This window comes from Micromonospora sp. HM134 (assembly GCF_007833915.1).
Taxonomy (GTDB): domain Bacteria; phylum Actinomycetota; class Actinomycetes; order Mycobacteriales; family Micromonosporaceae; genus Micromonospora; species Micromonospora wenchangensis.
The window spans coordinates 7,217,884-7,235,611 of the sequence record NZ_CP041061.1 but is presented as its reverse complement, the minus strand read 5'-3'; the positions used below and the strand labels follow the sequence as shown (position 1 = coordinate 7,235,611).

The 17,728-nt window shown below is 71.1% G+C and carries 12 protein-coding genes and 1 pseudogene; 8 read left to right on the top strand and 5 right to left on the bottom strand.

Going from position 1 to position 17,728, the window contains the following annotated elements:
• Positions 1-794: 794 nt before the first annotated feature.
• The 5 genes from FJK98_RS31490 (at position 795) to FJK98_RS31470 (ending at position 7,957) form a co-directional block, all read left to right on the top strand.
• Positions 795-3,479: an AfsR/SARP family transcriptional regulator gene (locus FJK98_RS31490; RefSeq protein ID WP_205789300.1), complete on the top strand. Its 2,685-nt coding sequence runs from the start codon at positions 795-797 to the stop codon at positions 3,477-3,479.
• Positions 3,480-3,564: 85 nt separating this feature from the next.
• Positions 3,565-4,635, top strand: coding sequence for a methyltransferase (locus FJK98_RS31485; RefSeq protein ID WP_205789298.1), 1,071 nt, complete (start codon positions 3,565-3,567; stop codon positions 4,633-4,635).
• 82 nt (positions 4,636-4,717) lie between these two features.
• Positions 4,718-5,716: a methyltransferase gene (locus FJK98_RS31480; protein ID WP_145922252.1), complete on the top strand. Its 999-nt coding sequence runs from the start codon at positions 4,718-4,720 to the stop codon at positions 5,714-5,716.
• Positions 5,717-5,795: 79 nt separating this feature from the next.
• Positions 5,796-6,710 (top strand): aromatic prenyltransferase, encoded by a 915-nt coding sequence (locus FJK98_RS31475; protein ID WP_145922251.1) that lies wholly within the window; start codon positions 5,796-5,798, stop codon positions 6,708-6,710.
• A gap of 56 nt (positions 6,711-6,766) precedes the next feature.
• On the top strand, positions 6,767-7,957 hold the full coding sequence (locus FJK98_RS31470) for a cytochrome P450 (RefSeq protein WP_194821072.1): 1,191 nt from the start codon (positions 6,767-6,769) through the stop codon (positions 7,955-7,957).
• Between the two features lie 114 nt (positions 7,958-8,071).
• Here FJK98_RS31470 and wrbA read toward each other — a convergent pair whose 3' ends face one another.
• Positions 8,072-8,680 carry an NAD(P)H:quinone oxidoreductase gene (gene wrbA, locus FJK98_RS31465; protein ID WP_194821071.1) on the bottom strand — a complete coding sequence of 203 codons (609 nt, stop codon included), beginning with the start codon at positions 8,678-8,680 and terminating at the stop codon, positions 8,072-8,074.
• Positions 8,681-8,989: 309 nt separating this feature from the next.
• Here wrbA and sigJ point away from each other — a divergent pair, with 309 nt between their 5' ends.
• The gene (gene sigJ, locus FJK98_RS31460; RefSeq protein WP_145922250.1) at positions 8,990-9,913 is read left to right on the top strand and encodes an RNA polymerase sigma factor SigJ; all 924 of its coding nucleotides are present in this window, start codon (positions 8,990-8,992) and stop codon (positions 9,911-9,913) included.
• A gap of 81 nt (positions 9,914-9,994) precedes the next feature.
• Here the strand turns inward: sigJ and FJK98_RS31455 are convergent.
• A pseudogene (locus FJK98_RS31455) lies at positions 9,995-10,108 on the bottom strand (cellulose binding domain-containing protein); the annotation flags it as partial.
• Between the two features lie 51 nt (positions 10,109-10,159).
• Between FJK98_RS31455 and FJK98_RS31450 the strand changes: the two are divergent.
• Complete coding sequence (locus FJK98_RS31450; protein ID WP_145922249.1) at positions 10,160-11,374, top strand: cellulose binding domain-containing protein; 1,215 nt, start codon at positions 10,160-10,162, stop codon at positions 11,372-11,374.
• A gap of 22 nt (positions 11,375-11,396) precedes the next feature.
• Here FJK98_RS31450 and FJK98_RS31445 read toward each other — a convergent pair whose 3' ends face one another.
• The 3 genes from FJK98_RS31445 to FJK98_RS31435 all read right to left on the bottom strand — a co-directional run bounded on the left by FJK98_RS31445 (position 11,397) and on the right by FJK98_RS31435 (position 16,769).
• Positions 11,397-13,754, bottom strand: coding sequence for a low temperature requirement protein A (locus tag FJK98_RS31445; RefSeq protein ID WP_168222591.1), 2,358 nt, complete (start codon positions 13,752-13,754; stop codon positions 11,397-11,399).
• A 262-nt stretch (positions 13,755-14,016) separates the two neighbouring features.
• A complete protein-coding gene (locus FJK98_RS31440; protein ID WP_305070085.1) occupies positions 14,017-15,222 on the bottom strand; it encodes a ricin-type beta-trefoil lectin domain protein in 1,206 nt (401 codons plus the stop codon).
• 488 nt (positions 15,223-15,710) lie between these two features.
• Positions 15,711-16,769 (bottom strand): polysaccharide deacetylase family protein, encoded by a 1,059-nt coding sequence (locus tag FJK98_RS31435; protein WP_145922247.1) that lies wholly within the window; start codon positions 16,767-16,769, stop codon positions 15,711-15,713.
• A gap of 260 nt (positions 16,770-17,029) precedes the next feature.
• On the opposite strand from FJK98_RS31435, the gene FJK98_RS31430 reads away from it, so the two are divergent.
• Complete coding sequence (locus tag FJK98_RS31430; RefSeq protein WP_145922246.1) at positions 17,030-17,725, top strand: histidine phosphatase family protein; 696 nt, start codon at positions 17,030-17,032, stop codon at positions 17,723-17,725.
• Positions 17,726-17,728 lie beyond the last annotated feature (3 nt).

The following is a 17,728-nucleotide window of genomic DNA, read 5'->3' as shown; positions in this document are numbered from 1 at the left end:
TGCCGCCCTATTATCCGGCCGCTGCGCGCATTCGGTCCAGCTGACCGGTCGCCGTCAAGTCGGCTCCAAGTCGGCACCAAGCCGGCGGCAAGAGCGATGCCCGAAAATGGTGCCGCGCCGCCTGCCCCGCCATCGCTGCTGGCGACGTCACGCGTCGACGGGGGGACACCGGACCGGTCTTCGGAGTGCGTACGGCCGGGCCGGTGGCCCCTGACCGGTGGGTCCGCCACGGCGCGGGTGCCGGGCCGCGTGGCCGGGGTGGACCGGCCGTGGTGCCGCCCGCCCGGCCCGGGGCAGGCCCGGAACTTCTCCGGCGGAAATGCTGCGGGCAGCATGGACACACCCCGGCCGAAAGCCGTGATCGCGCATAAGGGTACGCCGAACTGGCAACGTGATCACCCGTGCGGCGGGAACCCGACACCAGCCACCCCGGCCAAACATCGTGAGGTCTTTTCGGTGATGTGAACGGGTGCCCGACGCAAGGGTGTCCGCCGCGATACCGTCAATGACCTGCATCGATTCGCAAAGGTTATGGCCCTTATTGCCACCACCTCCGGTCGGCGGTAGCGTTTCGCCCGGCAACATGAGCGCAGCCTAGGTAGCCGCGGGGGAAGGGGCACCGTCATGCGGCCTGCGGTCCATGCCCACGTAACGGGCAAGCGGGACCACAAACCATTTGATACCGTCACACCGGACCTGTGTCGTTGCGCTTCTTGGGCTGTTCACGCCGGAAGTGCCCACAGATGATCAATCTTGCTGTCACGGGGTCCTCATTCCGTACCGCGTCCGACCCCTTGCGAAGGGACGAGGCGCGGGCCGCCCGCCGGGTACTGGCGGAGTTCCGCGCGCTGGGGCCGCTGGAGGCGGTGGTCGCGGGCCGACTGGTCGACCTGGGCGCACCGAAGCAGCGCGCGCTGTTGGCGTTGCTGGTGAGCCGGGCCGGTCAGCCGGTGGCGGTCGAGGTGATTCTGGAAGCGCTGTGGGCGGAGCACCCGCCACCGTCGGCGATGGCCTCGTTGCAGGCGTACGTGGCCAACCTGCGCCGGGTGCTGGAGCCGGACCGGGCACCACGGACCCCGGCCACGGTGCTGCGCACCTGCCCGCCCGGCTACCTGCTGGACGGGCGGGTCATCGACGTCGACGTCGACCGGTTCAGCGGACATGCCACGGCCGGCTGGCAGGCGTGGGACGGGGGCGACGCGCAGCGGGCGTTGCGCGAGTTCGAGATCGCCCTGTCGCTCTGGCGCGGGCAGGCCTACACGGAGGTGGCCAACGCGACCTGCATCGTGCCGGAGGTGGCGCGGCTGGAGGAGCTGCGGCTGTCGGTCGTCGAGGCACGCTGTGCGGCGCTCCTGGCGGTCGGTGCCCACGAGGTGGCCGTCGCCGAACTCGACGCGTTCGTCCATGCCCATCCGCTGCGCGAGTACGGCTGCGAGCTGTTGAGCCTGGCGTTGTACCGGGCTGGCCGGCAGGCCGACGCGCTGGGTGTGCTGCGGGCGATCCAGCGGCGGCTGTCCGAGGAACTGGGCATCGACCCCCGACCGTCGCTCCAGCACCTTGAGCGCGAGATTCTCAACCAGGTGCCGGCGTTGGAGTGGCGGCCCGCCCCGCCGGTCGCGGTGCCGACCGGGCCCGATCGGCCCGCCGGCACGGGGCGGGGCCGGACGACCGGCCCGCCCCCACCGGCGGCACCGTCCCCGTTGGTGGACGGTGAGGTCTTCGTCGGCCGGGAGGACGAACTGCGACAACTGCTCGACGCGCTGACCGGGACGGCCGGTCGGGGCCGGGTGGTGACCGTCTCCGGTGAGCCCGGCATCGGCAAGACCAGCCTGCTGCGTCGGTTCGCCATGCTGGCGGGCGCGCCGGTGCTCTGGGGCAGCTGCCCGGAGCACGTCGTCGCACCACCCCTCTGGCTGTGGGAGCAGATCCTGCGGGCCGCCGGCACCTGCTTCCCGCACCAACCCGTACCCGGACCGGTGGCCGAACTCCTCAACGGCGACCACCAGCAGATGGTGGACGGCGCGGGGGTGGCCACGGCCACGCTGCGCCGGTTCGAGGCGATCCTGCACTACCTGACCGACGCCTCCCGGGCCGCGCCGTTGGTGATCGTGTTCGACCACCTGCACCGGGCCGACGCGAGTTCGCTGAGGTTGCTGTCCCACCTGGCCGAGTCGGTGCCGGAGAACCGTCTCCTGCTGGCGGTCTCCTACCGGTCGGGGGAGGCGGCGTCCCTGACCGAGACGCTGGCCGCGCTTGCCCGCTCGGAGCTGACCCGGATAGAACTCGCCGGCCTGGGTGTCCGGGAGACCCGGTGCCTGGCCGGCGACCTGCTGCACCGTGAGGTCGGTAGGCCGACCGCCGAGGGGCTCTGGGAACGCACCGAGGGCAACCCGTTCTTCCTGCGGGAACTCATCAAGCTGTTGACCACCGAAGAGCATCTCGCGCAGCCGCACACGGTGCCGGTGCCCGTGCCGGTACGCGAGGTGGTGCTCCGGCGGTTGGGCTGTCTCGCGCAGTCCGCGGTCGACGTGGTGTCGGTGGCCGCCGTCGCCGGCCGGCACTTCGCCATCGAGATCGTCGCCGAGGCGGCCGGCGTCGGGATCGAGTCGGCGTTGGAGACCATGGACGCCGCCGGCGCGGTGGGCCTGATCGTCGAGGACGAGCAGCGACTGGGATGGTTCCGGTTCACCCACGCCCTGGCCGCCGAGGCGCTCTACGAGTCGATCGGGCGGCTGCGTCGGGTCAGGCTGCACCGACGGATCGGGGTGGCCGCGGTCCGGGCCTGGGCGGATGTCCCGGAACGGGCCGCCGAGATCGCCCGGCACTGGCTGCTGGCCGCCGAACTCGATCCCGCAGCCGCCGCCCGGGCCTGCACGTACGCGGCCGTCGCGGCGCGGGCGGCCGACACCCGACTGGCGTTCGGGGAGGCCGCGACACTCTGGCGGCAGGCCCTGACGGCTGCGGAACTGGCCCAGCGGGAGGACGTCGACCGGTATCCGCTGCTGCTCGGTCTGGGCACCAGCCTCTACCGCGCCGGGAACCCGCGCGACGGACTCCCCGTGTTCATCCAGGCCATCGAGGAGTCCCTGGTCGTGGGGGAGGCCAGCGGCAAACCGGCCACCTCCCGCCTGGTGGCGGTAGCGGCGGCGGCGGTCGGCGAGCCGCTCTGGCGTCAGGCCGGCGACGGCGAGGCCGGCCGTCGGCTCGTCGACGCGTTGGAGCGCGCGCTGGCCCAGGTGACCGACCCGGTGTCCCATGCCCTGCTGCTGTCCTGCCTGGGCGTGGCCCGCCTGCGCGACGACGACCGGGGCCGCCGGGTCGCCCTGTCGGACGAGGTGCTGCCGCTGGCCCGGCTCGCGAACGACACCCTGGCCCTGGCCGGCCGTCCCCAAGTCGACGCCAACCGGTCGAACAGTCCCGGCCAAGCCCGGTGGTCGATGCTCGACGGCAGATCCGAGCAGGGGGCGAACCGTAACTGACCATCAGCCGGTCCGGGACGTTCCGTGGTGGGTGCCGGTGTCACCTGTCGTGGTGCGGCAGCAAACAATTCGGAGGGATCAGTACATGACGCCAGAAGCCACGCTCGTCCGGTTCCGTGAGTACATGGTGGGGCCGACGCGGTTCATGAACCTGCTGTCCTGTTTCGAGCTCGGTCTGATCGATCGGTTGCGGGAGAATCCCGGGCTGACCGCAGTGAAGCTCGGCGATGCGGTGGGGGTGAAACCGGATGCGGTGGAGCAGCTCCTGCAGTTGATGGTCAAGGAGGGCTTCGTCGCGTACGACGAGGGTTCGGGTGCCTACTCGCTGGACGCGCTCGGCGGCGTGGCGGAGGCCGACCTCGACCGGGCGCTTGCCTTCATGAAGATGATCAAAGTCGCCATGCTCCGGCAGATGTTCTACCTCACCGAGAGTGTGCAGACCGGAACGCTCGTGGGGCTCAAGGAGTTCTACGGCTTCCACGGCACGCTCTTCGACGCCGCGGCCGAACACCGGGACATCCTCGAATCGTGGGGCCGGTTGGCGCAGTTGGAGACCGGCCACGTCTACGGCTGGTTCTTCGAAAACCTCGACATTCCGGCCGGCGCACGGGTGCTCGACCTGCTCGGCGGGAACGGTCTCGGATCGATCATGACCTACCGGACGAAGGCGTCACCGGGCCTGCACGTGACGAACTTCGACGCGCCCGGCAGGGAGGAAGAGTCGCTGCGCAACTTCCGGGAGCACGGCGTCGAGGAACACTGCTCGTTCGTCGGCGGTGACATCTTCACGGACGTCCCCGCCGGGTTCGACGTGGTGCTGATCAAGCACTACCTCGACATGTACGACAGGGGCGACGTCCTCAAGATCCTCAAGAGCGCCAACGGGGCGCTGGAGGTCGGTGGTCAGCTCGTGATCCTGGCGCCGGTCTATCCCGAGGACATCACCGATCCCGACGACTCCCAGGTCGACTTCTTCCCGACGTTCCTACTCGGCTGCGCCACCGCCCAGGGCGGGTTGCAGAAGGTGTCGACGTACCGCGACTGGCTCGCCGAGTGCGGCTTCGAGCTGACCCGGGTGGTGGGCAAGGACCCCGCCGAGATCCCACCGGACGCCATCCCCAGGCGGTTCATCCTCTTCGCGACGAAGACCGCATGACCAGCCGGCACCGGAGCGTCCCACCGATCCTCGTCGCCGGCATCGGGTGCGAACTGCGCCCCCACACCCGAGCAGGAGCAGCATGACCAGCGACCAGCCCACCCCGGACCGCATCATGCACCTCGTCAACGGCTACTGGGCCACCGGCATCCTCGGTGCCGCGGCGAGCCACTCGCTCTTCACCCACCTGGAGGCCGGCACGGACACCGTCCGCGAGTTGGCCGACCGGTCCGGCATCTCCGAGCGCGGGGCGCAGACCCTCCTGGACGGGCTCGTCGGCCTCGGCCTGGTCGAGCTGCACGACGGTCGCTACCGCAACACCGCCGAGGCGACCACCTTCCTGGTCGAGGGGAAACCCACCAGCCTGAGCGAGTTCGCCAAGCTCAAGATGACCCACATGGCTGCTCTGGCGGACCTGCCGGAGGTGGTCCGTGCCGGCGGACCGGTCAGGGCCGCGACCGTGGAGGTCGCCGACAACCCCCACTGGAAGAAGGTGGTGACGGCCATCGCCCCGCAGTCCGTTCCGGTCACGGCGATCGTCGCCGGGCTGCTGGGACTGGCGGACGCCGGCGAGATCTCGATCCTGGATCTCGGCGGCGGCTCGGGGATCTTCTCGGCCACCTGGCTCGGGTTGAACCCGGCGGCCCGGGCCACCCAGCTCGACTGGGCACCGATCAACGCGATCGCCCGCCGGCTCGTCGCCGAGCGGGGGGTCGACGACCGGTTCACCTGCATCGACGGGGACTTCCACAGCACCGGGTTGGCGGCCGCCGCCTACGACGTCGTGGTCTACTCCCACGTGGCCCACCAGGAGGGGCCGGAGGACAACACGGCCCTCTTCGCGAAGGTGCGCGGCGCCCTCCGGCCCGGTGGGACCCTGGTCATCTGTGACTACGTCGTCGACGACGACCGGAGCGGCCCCTCCTTCTCGTTGATCTTCGCTGCGGAGATGCTGCTCAAGAGCAGGCGGGGCGGGACCTGGCGGCGGGCCGACTACCTGGCATGGCTCGCCAAGGCCGGCTTCGAGGACGTCACCTTCCACCCCACCCCGTCGCCGACCACGGTGATCCTCGCCCGCTAGCCGGGCCCACCCCGTGCTTCTGCCGCTGCCGACGGGTCGGCCCGTGTTCCGCGCGCCGATCCGGACACCTGGAGGATGAATGTCCGAGCATGCCGAGTCAGCAGACCTCTATCCGGCCATCGAGGAATCGGCCCGGTTGCTGGAGGTGCCCTGCTCGCGGGAGCGGGTCCAGCCCATCCTGGACGCGTACGCGGATTCGCTGCCGAGTGCCGTCATCGCGTTCCGGGTGGCGACCGGGGCGCGGTACCAGGGTGATCTCGACTGGCGCTTCACCGTCGGAAAGGACACCGACCCGTACGCCGTGGCGGTGTCGAACGGGCTCACCGGGAGGACGGACCACCCGGTCGGTGCCCTGCTCGACGAGATCCGCGAGGGCTGCCCGATCGCCGGTTACGGAATCGACTTCGGCGTGGCCGGCGGATTCAAGAAGATATACGTCTTCTTCCCGCCGGACGGCATGCAGTCGCTGGCCACGCTCGCCGCATGTCCCTCGATGCCCCGCAGCCTGGCCGACAACATCGGGTTCTTCGCCCGTCGCGGCCTCGACGACAAGGTGAACACCTTCGGCATCGACTACCGGCACCGGACGGTGAACGTGTACTTCGGCGCGCTGCCCGCCGCGTGCCTCACCCCCGAGGGCGTCCTGTCGATGACCCGCGAACTCGGTCTGCCCGATCCGGGTGAGCGGATGCTCCGGCTCGCCCGGCACTCCTTCGGTATCTACGCCAGCCTGGGCTGGGAGTCCTCGGCGGTCGAGCGCTTCTGCTTCGCCGTGATGACGTCGGATTCGGCATCCCTCCCGGTCCCGCTCGAACCGAAGATCGAGCAGTTTCTCCGGGGGCTGCCCAACAACGCCGCCGACAGCAGGTTCGTCTACTACGCGGGGGTGTCGTCGACCGGTGAGGACAACTACAAGGTCCAGTCGTACTACAACTGGCAGCCCCGGATGCTGGACCAGATGCTGCTGTCCGACTCGGGTACGACAAGCGGGTGACGTCGCGCCCGCTGCCGGGTCCGTGACCGTCGCCATGTGAGAGAGGAGTGGTGCTGATGAGCGACTCCCCGGATGTTCTCGACCTTACCGGGACGGTGCAGGACTTCCTCACCTCGATGCACACCGCCGGACCGGTCCGGCAGGTGCGGCTGCCCAACGGCGTACCGGTCTGGATGGTCACCCGGCACACCGAGGTGCGGGAGGCGCTGAACGATCCACGGCTGTCCAACCGGGACCGCAACGACTGGTTCGACCAGGGCGCGTTGAGTCCGCAGGTGCGGTCCGCGATGAACACGTCGATGCTGCGGATCGACCCGCCCGACCACACCCGGCTGCGCAAGCTGGTCGCCAAGGCGTTCGTGCCCCGGCGGATCGAGGCGCTGCGTCCCCGGGTCGAGCAGCTCTCCGGGGAGTTGCTGGATCGGCTGGCGGCCGGGCCCGCCGAGGCGGACCTCGTCGCCGGGTACGCGTCCCCGCTGCCCGTCCAGGTGATCTCCGAACTGCTCGGGGTGCCGGTCGAGGACCGGGCCAACTACCGCAGGTGGGCCGACGCGTTCAGCGCCGGGCTGGGAGCGCCGGTCTTTCCGGTCCGCGAGGTCACCGACTTCGTGGCGCACCTTCAGGATCTGGTCGCCCGGCGTCGGGCCGAACCGGACGACGCGCTGCTGTCGGCGTTGATCGCCGCCCGGGACCAGGCCGACCGGCTCACCGAGGACGAGTTGATCTCGACGGCCTTCCTGTTCGTCGTCGCCGGCCACGAGACCACGACGAACCTGATCGGCAACGGCCTCTACCTGCTGTTGCGGACCCCGGAACTGGCCGACCACATCCGGGCCCACCCCGAGGACCTGCCCCGGGCCATCGAGGAGTTCCTGCGGTACGAGAGCCCGGTGACGGGTGCCGCGTTGCGTACCGCCACCTCGGCGATGGACCTCTTCGGCGCGGAGGTGGCGGCCGGTGACCTGGTCATGGTGTCCCTGCACGCGGCCAACCGGGACGGCACCGCGTTCGCCGACGCCGACCGGTTCCTGATGAACCGCGAGCGCAACCCGCACCTGTCGTTCGGCTACGGCATCCACTACTGCATGGGGGCACCGCTGGCCCGGATGGAGGCACAGGTCGCCATCGGGGATTTCCTGGCCCGGTTCCCGCAGGCCCGCCTGGCGGTGGACGCCGACGCCATCGAGTGGCAGCCGGGCCTGCTCACCCGGGGGTTGGCCGCCCTGCCGGTCCGGCTCGCCGGTTGACGCCGTACGCCACCGACGTCGTACGGCGACCCGCCGCCGGTCGGTTCGGGACCTCGACGGGCCCGGCCCGACCGGCGCGCGGCACCCTTCCTCCGGCTGTCGCCGGGGGTCGGATCAGGCCGGGCGGCCCGCCTTCAGCGCGGCCGTGGTGTCGACCACCCGGCGGGCCTGGTAGCGGGCCGCCTGGAGGGTGACGTCACCCGGCGCGCCACTGCCGGCCACGTGGGAGGTGCCGTAGGGGTTGCCCGACTGGAACTGGATCGGGTCGGTGTAGCCGGGCGGAACGATGATCCCGCCCCAGTGGTAGAAGACGTTGGACAGCGACAGGAGGGTCGACTCCTGCCCGCCGTGCGGGGTGTTCGAGGCGGTGAAGGCCGAGTAGACCTTGTTCGAGAGCTTGCCGTGGAACCACAGCGGACCGAGGGTGTCGATGAACGCCTTGAGTTGGCTCGACACGTTGCCGAAGCGGGTGGGGGTGCCGAACAGGGCCGCGTCGGCCCAGTCCAGGTCGTCGCCGGTGGCCACCTCGACGTCGGCGGTGTCCCGGACGTGCTGGGCCCACTCCTCCCGCGCGTTGATCGCCTCGGCCGGAGCCGTCTCGGCCACCTTGCGCAGGCGTACGTTCGCGCCGGCCTTCTCCGCCCCCTCGGCCGCGGCCTTGGCCAGCGTGTGCACGGTGCCGGTGGCGCTGTAGTAGATGATCGCGAGGTTCACTGGTTCCATGATCGTTTTCTCCCGGTCGGCGGTGCCGTGACGATGGCCCTGGATCAACTGCTGACGGAGTACGGGCCGAAGCGACCCCCGACCACGAAACCGGCCGGCACCGGTGGCACGAGGTCCACCACGGCGGTCCCGGTGTCGCACAGGGCGAGGTTCATGTCAGGTTCTCCCCGCGGGTCGCTGGGATAGTGTTCGGCCTACTGATACGACGAAACAGCCCTGCCGAATGTCAGGCGGCGCTTCGATTCCGCAGCTCCGGGCGCCGTCGTCGAACCGGTGGGGAAGCGGACGATCAAGGGAGTCGGCGTCAGCATGACCAACCCCACCGGGCCCGGGCTGGACTGGCCCGATCCGGCCCCGAGCGGGCTCGTGAGCGAGCGGCCCCAGCTCATCGGTCTCGCGTACCGGCTGCTCGGGTCCCTGGCCGACGCCGAGGACGTCGTACAGGAGGCGTACGCCCGCTGGTACGCCCTCTCCCCTGACCAGCGGGGGGCCATCGAGACCCCGGGTGCGTGGCTGGCCCGGGTCGCCGGCCGGATCTGCCTCGACGTGCTCGGCTCGGCCCGCGTCCGGCGGGAACGCTACGTGGGGGAGTGGATTCCGGAGCCCCTGCCCGACAGCGCCGGGTGGACCGGCGACGGTACGGGTGACCCGGTCGACCGGGTCACCCTGGACGAGTCGATCAGCATGGCCTTCCTGGTGGTGCTCGAATCGACGACACCGGCCGAGCGCGTCGCGTTCATCCTGCACGACGTATTCCGGTACTCCTTCGCCGAGGTGGCCGAGGTCGTCGGCCGTACGCCGGCCGCGTGCCGCCAGTTGGCCTCGTCCGCCCGCCGTCGGGTTCGCGGGTCGTCCGCGCCCAGGGTGCCGGCAGCCCGGCAGGCCGGCATCGTGCGGGCCTTCAAACAGGCGTGGGAGACCACCGACATCGACGCGCTCGTCGGTCTGCTGACGCCGGACGCCACCGCGACCGGCGACGGTGGCGGGCTCGTCAGCGCCGAACTCCACCCGATCGAGGGTGCCGAGCGGATCGCACGGTTCTTCGCCGACCGGGGCGGCGCGGCATCCGGCATCCGGCTCCTGGAGCGCACTGTCAACGGTCAGCCCGGTCTGGTGGCGCAGGTGGCGGGCGGCGTCGGCGCGGTGCTGGCGTTCGACATCGAGGGTGACCGGATCAGGCGCATCTGGACGGTCCTCAACCCCGACAAGCTCCGCGCCTGGACGGCCGGCTGAGCCGTGGGGCGTGTCCGGGCGCAGGCGTCCGGGAGCGTCGCGGGCGGGCCACCCCGGGCCCGCCCGCGACCGGTACGGCGGCTACCTGGTGCAGGTGACGCCGTTGAGGGTGAACGCCGTCGGTGCGGCGGCGTTGCCGGTGTGGTTGGCCTGGAAGCCGATGCTGACCGAGGCGCCGGGGGCGATGGTCGCACCGGATGATGCAAGTCGTTGACAAGCATCGATGTATTGCCGCACGGTGGAGGCATGTCAGGGGTCCGTTCGTCCGCGCTGCGCCGCCGGGTGCGGCCCGGCCTGCTCGCCGCCGTCGTCTCGTCGATCGCCGTGCTCGGCACGGGATCGATCGCCGTGCCGGCCGCCCTCGCCGGCACCACGACGCCCCCCGGACCGGCCGCCGGTGGACACCCCGCGGTCGCGCCCGCGCCGGTCGGTGCCGCGGTGCCCCTGACGGGAGCGGCGGCGACCGCGCCGCCCACCACCCCGCCGGGCACCCCGAACACCTCGCCCTTCCCGCCGGGCGTGCCCACGAACGTCGTCGCCAGCCAGGTCCGGACGGGTTCGGTCACCCTCACCTGGACGGCCGCGACCCCCGGCTGCTGCGCCATCGCCGGCTACGACATCACGTACTACAGCCCCTTCGACGACGTCGTCATGTCGGCCAGCGTCGGCAACGTCACCACCACCACGATCACCAGCTACATCAGCGCGGGCCGGCAGTACCTGTTCCGGATCTCCGCCCGGGACGTCGTCGGGCACCGCTCCCTGTCGTCGGAGCCGGTGACCGTGGTCACCCCGGTCACCGACACCGGGCCGGACACCACCCCGCCGAGCGCGCCGCAGAACCTGACCCTCGGCGACGTGACCGACTCGACCGCCACGCTCTCCTGGTCGCCGTCGACCGACGACGTCGGGGTACGCGGCTACAACGTCTACCGCTTCGACGGCTGGTACACCTCGGTCCTGGTCGCCACCGTGCCGACGACGACGTACACGGTCGCGCTCCCGCCGCCGCCGTCGCCGCCGCTGCGCTACCAGTTCTACGTGCGTGCCCGGGACGCGGCCGGCAACGTCTCGATCGCCTCCAACACGGTCACCGCGCCGACGACGACCACCCCGCCGACGACACCCATGCCGCCGCCGCCCACCTGTCGGGTGACCTACCAGAACCAGTCCGAGTGGCAGGGCGGGTTCGTCACCGTCGTGACGGTCCAGAACACCGCCACCGCGCCGATGGACGGCTGGACGCTCACCTTCAGCTTCCGGGGAGACCAGCGGATCACCTCCGGGTGGAACGCGACGACCAGCCAGAGCGGGGCCACGGTGACGGCCCGCAACGTCGACTGGAACCGCGTCGTCGCGGCGAACGGCTCGGTGAGCTTCGGCATCCAGGGCAGCTGGAACGCCAGCAACGCGCCGCCGACCAGCTTCGCGCTCAACGGCGGCCCCTGCACCGTCGGCTGAGCCGCGTACCGGCGGACCCGGGTCAGGTCCGGGCGGGCCGCCGGGTCCGTGGGTCGCCCTCCTGCACCGTCTCGACGACCGCGAAGACGACGCCGACGACGGTCAGCAGCACCAGTGAGACGACGGACGGCAGCGCGACGGTCAACGGAGCCAGGACGGTGACCATGCCCGCGCCGATGAGCCGGTGGCGGCTGACGGTCCGGAAGATCCGCAGCCAGAACATCTGGTTGCCGAGCAGGTACAACGCCACCCCGAGGAACAGCGTGTAGTGGCCCAGCAGGGCGCCGTGCCGGTCCTGGGACGCGGCCAGGGTCTGGTGCAGGCCGTAGGCGACCAGGACGATCCCGGCCACCATCGGCAGGTGCAGATAGGTGTACGCGTCCCGCGCGGCGCGGACCCGACGGTCCCCCTCGTAGGCCCCGAGTGCGATCCGGGCCGCGTCGATGCCGGTGAAGTAGCTCCACCAGATCGTGCCGAGGGCCACCACGGACGCGACGACGACGATCAGCGTGGGAGCGGAGATCGGTTCGTCGTCGATGGAGACGCCGACGGAGAGGACCGCCTCGCCGAAGGCGATCAGGATGACCAGGGCGTGCCGGTCGGCCCAGTGCCGGACCAGCCTGATCCGCCACAGCCGCCCGCCGGCCCAGTAACCGGCGACGTACTGCACGAGCAGGGCGGCCACCCAGAGCAGCGTCATGGCGGGGTGCCGGGTCACCGACTCGGGGGCGACCAGCTCGACTGCGGCGATCGTCAGCAGGATGACGATGGTGGCCGCCGTGGCGACGAACCGGGTTCTGGTGCCCCGCAGGTCGGCGTTCTCCCGGACGAGCTGCCGGAAGATCAACGCCTGCATGAGCTGGATGGCGATGTAACACCCGATGACCAGCAGCGGGCCGGGCAGGCTGTCCGGCAGGGGGACGAAGGCCTGCGGGATCGCCAGCCCGATCAGCAACACCGCCGTCATGATGCCCGCCGTGCTCAGCCGTACCACCGTGCTGTCGTGCCGGACCGCGTTGGCCAGCCAGGTGTACGACGTCCAGGCCCACCAGAGCAGCGCCAGCAGGATCATGCCCTGGGCCAGGCCGAGCAGGGTCGGGAAGCGGTTCATCACGGCGGTGACCTCGATGAAGGCGTACACGAACACGAGGTCGACGAAGAGTTCCCGGGGGTCGACCGTCCCGACCTGGATATTCTCCGACTCGACCGACTCGTGGAGTTGCCGGTGCCGCTGCCGGAAGGCGGTGTTGTCCAGCACCACCATCGCGCAGGTGGCGACGACCAGCACCACCAGCGCCTGCACCTCGGAGATCTGACCGGCCACCGTCAGCAGCACCGTCAGCAGCGCCACCCCCGTCAGCGGACCCCGGCCCAGCAGCCGGACCGCCCGCCACTCCACGGCGACGAGCGCCCCCAGGTAGAGCAGCACGCCGCCGTACAGGACGGCGATGCCGCCCGACGGCCACGGATGGGTGCTCCTCGGGGTGGCGTGCGTGTTGAGGTGCTTGAGCCCCAGCGCGAAGAAGATCAACCCGCCGATCATGGGCAGGTGCAGCCCGCTGTAGACGTCGCGCCCGACCCGGGCGCGGTTCCTGCCGGCGCTGGCCTTCAGGGCCCGTTCGATGATCACCTTGGCCAGGTCGAAGTAGCTCCACCACAGCGCGAAGACCACGGTGATGCCCAGCACGGCCCCGACGGCCAACTGGGAGGTCACCGGGCGGTCCACCCCGAGCCCTTCGCTGGCGCCGATCGAGATGATCGTCTCGCCGAGCGCGATGAGCACGATCAGGGCGTGCCGTTCGGCCAGGTGCCACGGCGAGACGACCCGCCAGCCGCCCCTGCTGGCCACCACGAGGATGAGAGAGTCGATCAGGAGGGCGCTCGCGAACAGCACCACCTGCACCAGTGCGGCGTCGACGGTCGTCGGCAGCAGGGGCGGCACCAGGGCGGAGGCGAGCAGCACCAGCCCGCCGGCGACGAAGATCAACCAGGCGGCGACCGCCGACCGCCGTCCGCCCTCCCCCCGGTGGCGGACGAACGTGAGGACGACCATGGTGGTCGCCCGGATCAGCAGATATCCACAGATCAGCACCAGCGGGCCGGGTAGACCGCCCCGCCGGTCGGTGAACGCCTCGGGTATCGCGACCCCGATCACCAGCAGGGCGGCGGAGATGCCGAGCATGATCGGGGGCATGACCCCCCGGTCGAGGTGCACCACGTTGCCGAGCCAGACGCACGGCGTCCAGCAGTGCCAGATGAGCAGGATCACGAGCGCGCCCTGGACCAGCCCGAGGGGGCTGAAGTGCTCGCCCATCAGCGTGGTGACGGCCAGGAACGCGAACACGAAGAGCAGATCGACGAAGAGCTCGACCCAGCTCACATCGCCGATGGCCCCGGGGTCACGGGCCACCAGACGCCGACCCCCGGCTGTCGGGTGTGGCGCGGGATCATCCCTCCGCACCCGATAAGCCTCGCAAACCGGACACGGATTGTCCCGCCAACCCCGATTAGCAGAGTGAACGACCGAATCCGAGCAGAAATCACCAACGGGGCGGACGCCAACCGGGGCGTGCCGGTGCCTCCCCCCGTACGGGAGACACCGGCACGGTAAACGGTCACCCCGGTCGGGGCCGGCCGGACCGTCAGGTCAGCGGCGTCAGCGTGAACCGCTGGTTGGTCTGACCGTGACAGTCGTAGAGCTGGACCTGCGCCCCGTTGGCCGTGCTCCAGACGTCCAGGCACCGCCCGGACTGCACGCTGCTGATGGTGCCGTTGGCGTTGACGTTCCACTGCTGGTTGGTCTGGCTGTGGCAGCCGTAGATCTGGACCGCCGCACCGTTACCGGAGCCGGCCGCGTCCAGGCACATGTCGCCGTACACCCGGAGTTGCTTGCCGGAGGTGTACGTCCACGACTGGTTGGCCTGCCGGTTGCAGTCCCAGAGCTGCACCCGGGTGCCGTTGGCGCGGGAGGCGTTGGGCACGTCGAGGCACCGGTTGGACTGCGCGCCGACGATCAGGCTGGCGGTGCCGGGCGGGTTGCCGGTGGGCGAGCTGGTCGGCGTCTGGGACGGGGTCGGGGGTGGGGTGTCCGACGGGGTCGGCGGCGGGGTGGTCGGCGTCGACGGCAGCAGCGGGCAGGTGCTGCGGTAGCTGACCACGCCGTTGTTGTCCGCCAGCGGGCAGAGGAACTGGCTGTACCGGGCGTCGTTGTCGACGAACATCTTGAGGAACGGCAGCATGGTCCGGATCAGCACCGGGTTCGACCGGCCGACCATGAACCCGTGGTCGGCCCCCGCGACCTCCAGGTAGGCGCTCTCCGTCGTGACCGGGAGGCTGTTGTAGAGGCCGGTGGCGTAGGACGGGGTGACCACCGTGTCGGCCTGCCCGGCGAAGACCATCGTGGGCACCCGGTCGTTGGCCAGGTTCGACGACGGCGAGTACGGCGCGATGCCGACCGCCGCCTTCAACGACGAACGTCGCAGGGCCGCGCTCAGCGCCCCACCGCCGCCCATGGAGTGACCGGAGACCGCCAGCCGGTTGGGGTCGATCCGGTCCCGTACCGGGCTCTGCTGCACCAGGTAGTCGAGCGCGGCGAGCAGTTGGGTGCCCCGGGCCGTGTCGAAGTCGTTGCGGCTGTTGGTCTCGATGCCGATCACGACGAAGCCGTGGGAGGCCAGCCACGGGCCCATCCAGGCCAGCTCGGCGGAGAACAGCGCGTTGTAGCCCGGCGAGATCGCGACCGCGCCGAAGGTGCCCTGGCTGGTGTCGGTCGGGTAGTAGATCCGGCCGCCGTTGAAGCCGTACCCGGTCGGGACGGCGACCGAGGTGTTGGCGAACGGGCCGTTCACGGACGCGACGCTGCTCCGGGTCGGGTCAGGACCCCGCTGGTACGGGTTGTCGGCGGCCGACGCCGTCCCGGTCGCCACCGTCATGGTGAACAGCCCGACGAGGGCGGCGGCGATCCCGGCCGCGGCGAGCGTGACCAGCCTTCCCCGCCGGCGGGGGAGACCCGGGCGGGGCGGGGCTGCTCCGGGGGCGGGGAGTGCGGTGCGTGTCCTCGCACTGTCGGTACCTCCTGGTGGTGGGTGGTGGGTGACCCGTAGCATGCTGTTAACGTTCACGTTCATCGATGGATTTCAGGTTGGCAGGTAATCCCGGGGTTTTCAACCGGTAGTTTCGAGCAGGTGACCCGATAGTTTCGGAGCCCGCCTTGACGGGCGCGGCGACGCGGCGGCCCTCCCCGCACGCCACGGAGGCGTCCGGGGAGGGCCGGTGGTCGGGACGGGTCGAGGGGCTGTGCGGCCCCGGGGTCGATGGCTCGACAGCCGCCCGTCGGTCAGCCCGTGGTGCAGGAGCGGATCTGGGGGCGGGCGCTGCTGTTGCCGTTCATCATCGTGGTGAAGCCGAAGGTGTTGCCGCTGCCGTTGGACCGCATCGTCATCACGTAGCCGGAACTGTCCCAGCTGGGGGTGCCGTTCCAGGTGGTGTTGACCCGCTGCGGCGCGGTCAGCGCCACCACCACCGTCCAGTTGCCGCCGCCCTGGACCGTCACGGAGGTGTTGTACCGGTCGCCCCACACGTTGGGGTACGTCGCCGTCGCGGTGCACCCGCCACCGGCCGGCGGAGTGGTCGGTGTGCCGGTGGGTGGGGTGGTCGGGGTGCCGGTCGGCGGGGTGCCGTCCGGGGCCACCGCCCGGCCGGTGCTCGGCGAGATCATGCCCGGGCAGAGGCCACGGCTGTTCAGGTTGGCCACGATCTGCGGGATCGCGTCGCGGGTGTTCTGGATGCCGTCGTGCATCAGGATCACCTGGCCGTCCTGGAGACGGCCGGCGTTGGAGACGATCTGGCTGACGCTCGCGCCGTTCCAGTCCTGGGAGTCGACGTCCCAGATCACCTGGCGCAGGCCGAGCGACGAGGCGACCGACTGGAGGGTCGAGTTGGTCTCCCCATAGGGCGGGCGGAACAACTGCGGCCGTACGCCGGTCGCCGACTGGATCGCCGAGTTGGTCTGGGAGAGGTCCGACTGCATCTGGCTCTGGCTCATCGAGGTCATGTGCGCGTGGTTCCAGCTGTGGTTGCCGATCCACATGCCGGCGTCGACCTGGGCCCGCGCGGCGGACTGGTTGCCCTGCACGTTCTGCCCGACGTTGAACATGGTCGCCCGGACGTTGTTGGCACGCAGCACGGACAGCAGCGCGCCGGTGCTGCCGGTCGGGCCGTCGTCGAAGGTGAGACCGACGTAGCCGTTGCAGGCGGCGGCGCTGGACGGGGTGGCGGAGACCGCGACGCCGACGGCGCCCAGCGCCACGGTGGTGGCGAGCACCGCCAACCGGACGGTCAGGCGGGAGGCTCGGGAGCGGGACGGGCGGCCGGGGCTGCCGGTGCTGGAGATCATGCGCAGGTCCTCCTGGGGGCGGTGATACCTGGGGGCGCGGGGTTCTATCGAGATGCGTTGATGTCGCTGTGAATCGGAGTATTGCAGCGGCATTTCGAACGCGTCAACGACTTTCGGAAACTTTCGGAAACACGTGCGTCCGGGGCATCGGAGCTGGCGGCCCGCCGTGTGCCGCCGTCGCTACGGACCCGCCCCGCCGCCGCGCGTCGCTCCGCGCCGGCCGCTGCCGGACAGTGGGCACCCTGGACGACAGTGGAGCCATGGACACCGTCGCGGAGCTGACCATCGTCCGGCACGGGCAGAGCGTCGCCAACGTCGCGTTCGCCGAGGCCCACGCGCGGGGCGTCGCCACGCACGGCCTCACCGGGCGCGACGCCGACGTCCCGCTGTCCCCGTCAGGCTGGCGACAGGCCACCCGGCTCGGCCGCTGGCTCGCGGCACAGCCCGCCGACCGGCGTCCCGACCAGGTGGTCTGCTCCCCGTACCGGCGGGCCCGGCAGACCTGGACCCGGGTGGCGGACACCGCCGCCGCCCTCGGCGTCACCCCGGCCCCGGTCGACCTCGACCGGCGGCTGGTCGACCGGCTCATGGGCGAGCTGGAACTCCTGACCCCGCTCATGATCGCCGAACGGTTCCCCGCCGAGGCGGCCCGGCTCGCCGCCGACGGCCTCTACGCCTACCGGCCACCCGGCGGCGAGACGTTCGACGACGTCGCCGCCCGTGTCCGCGCCGCCCTGGCCGATCTGCACCGCCGGCACGCCGGCCGCCGGGTGTGGGTGGTGGCCCACGACGCCGTGGTCGTCGCCGCCCGGCACGTCCTGGAAGGGCTGCCGTTCGCCGACCTCGACGCGATCCTCGCCACCACCCCCGTCGCCAACACCTCGCTCACCCGCTACGTGCCCACCCACGGCCGCCTCGACCTCGTCGCGTTCGCCGCCGTCCCGCACGCGCCGTGACCG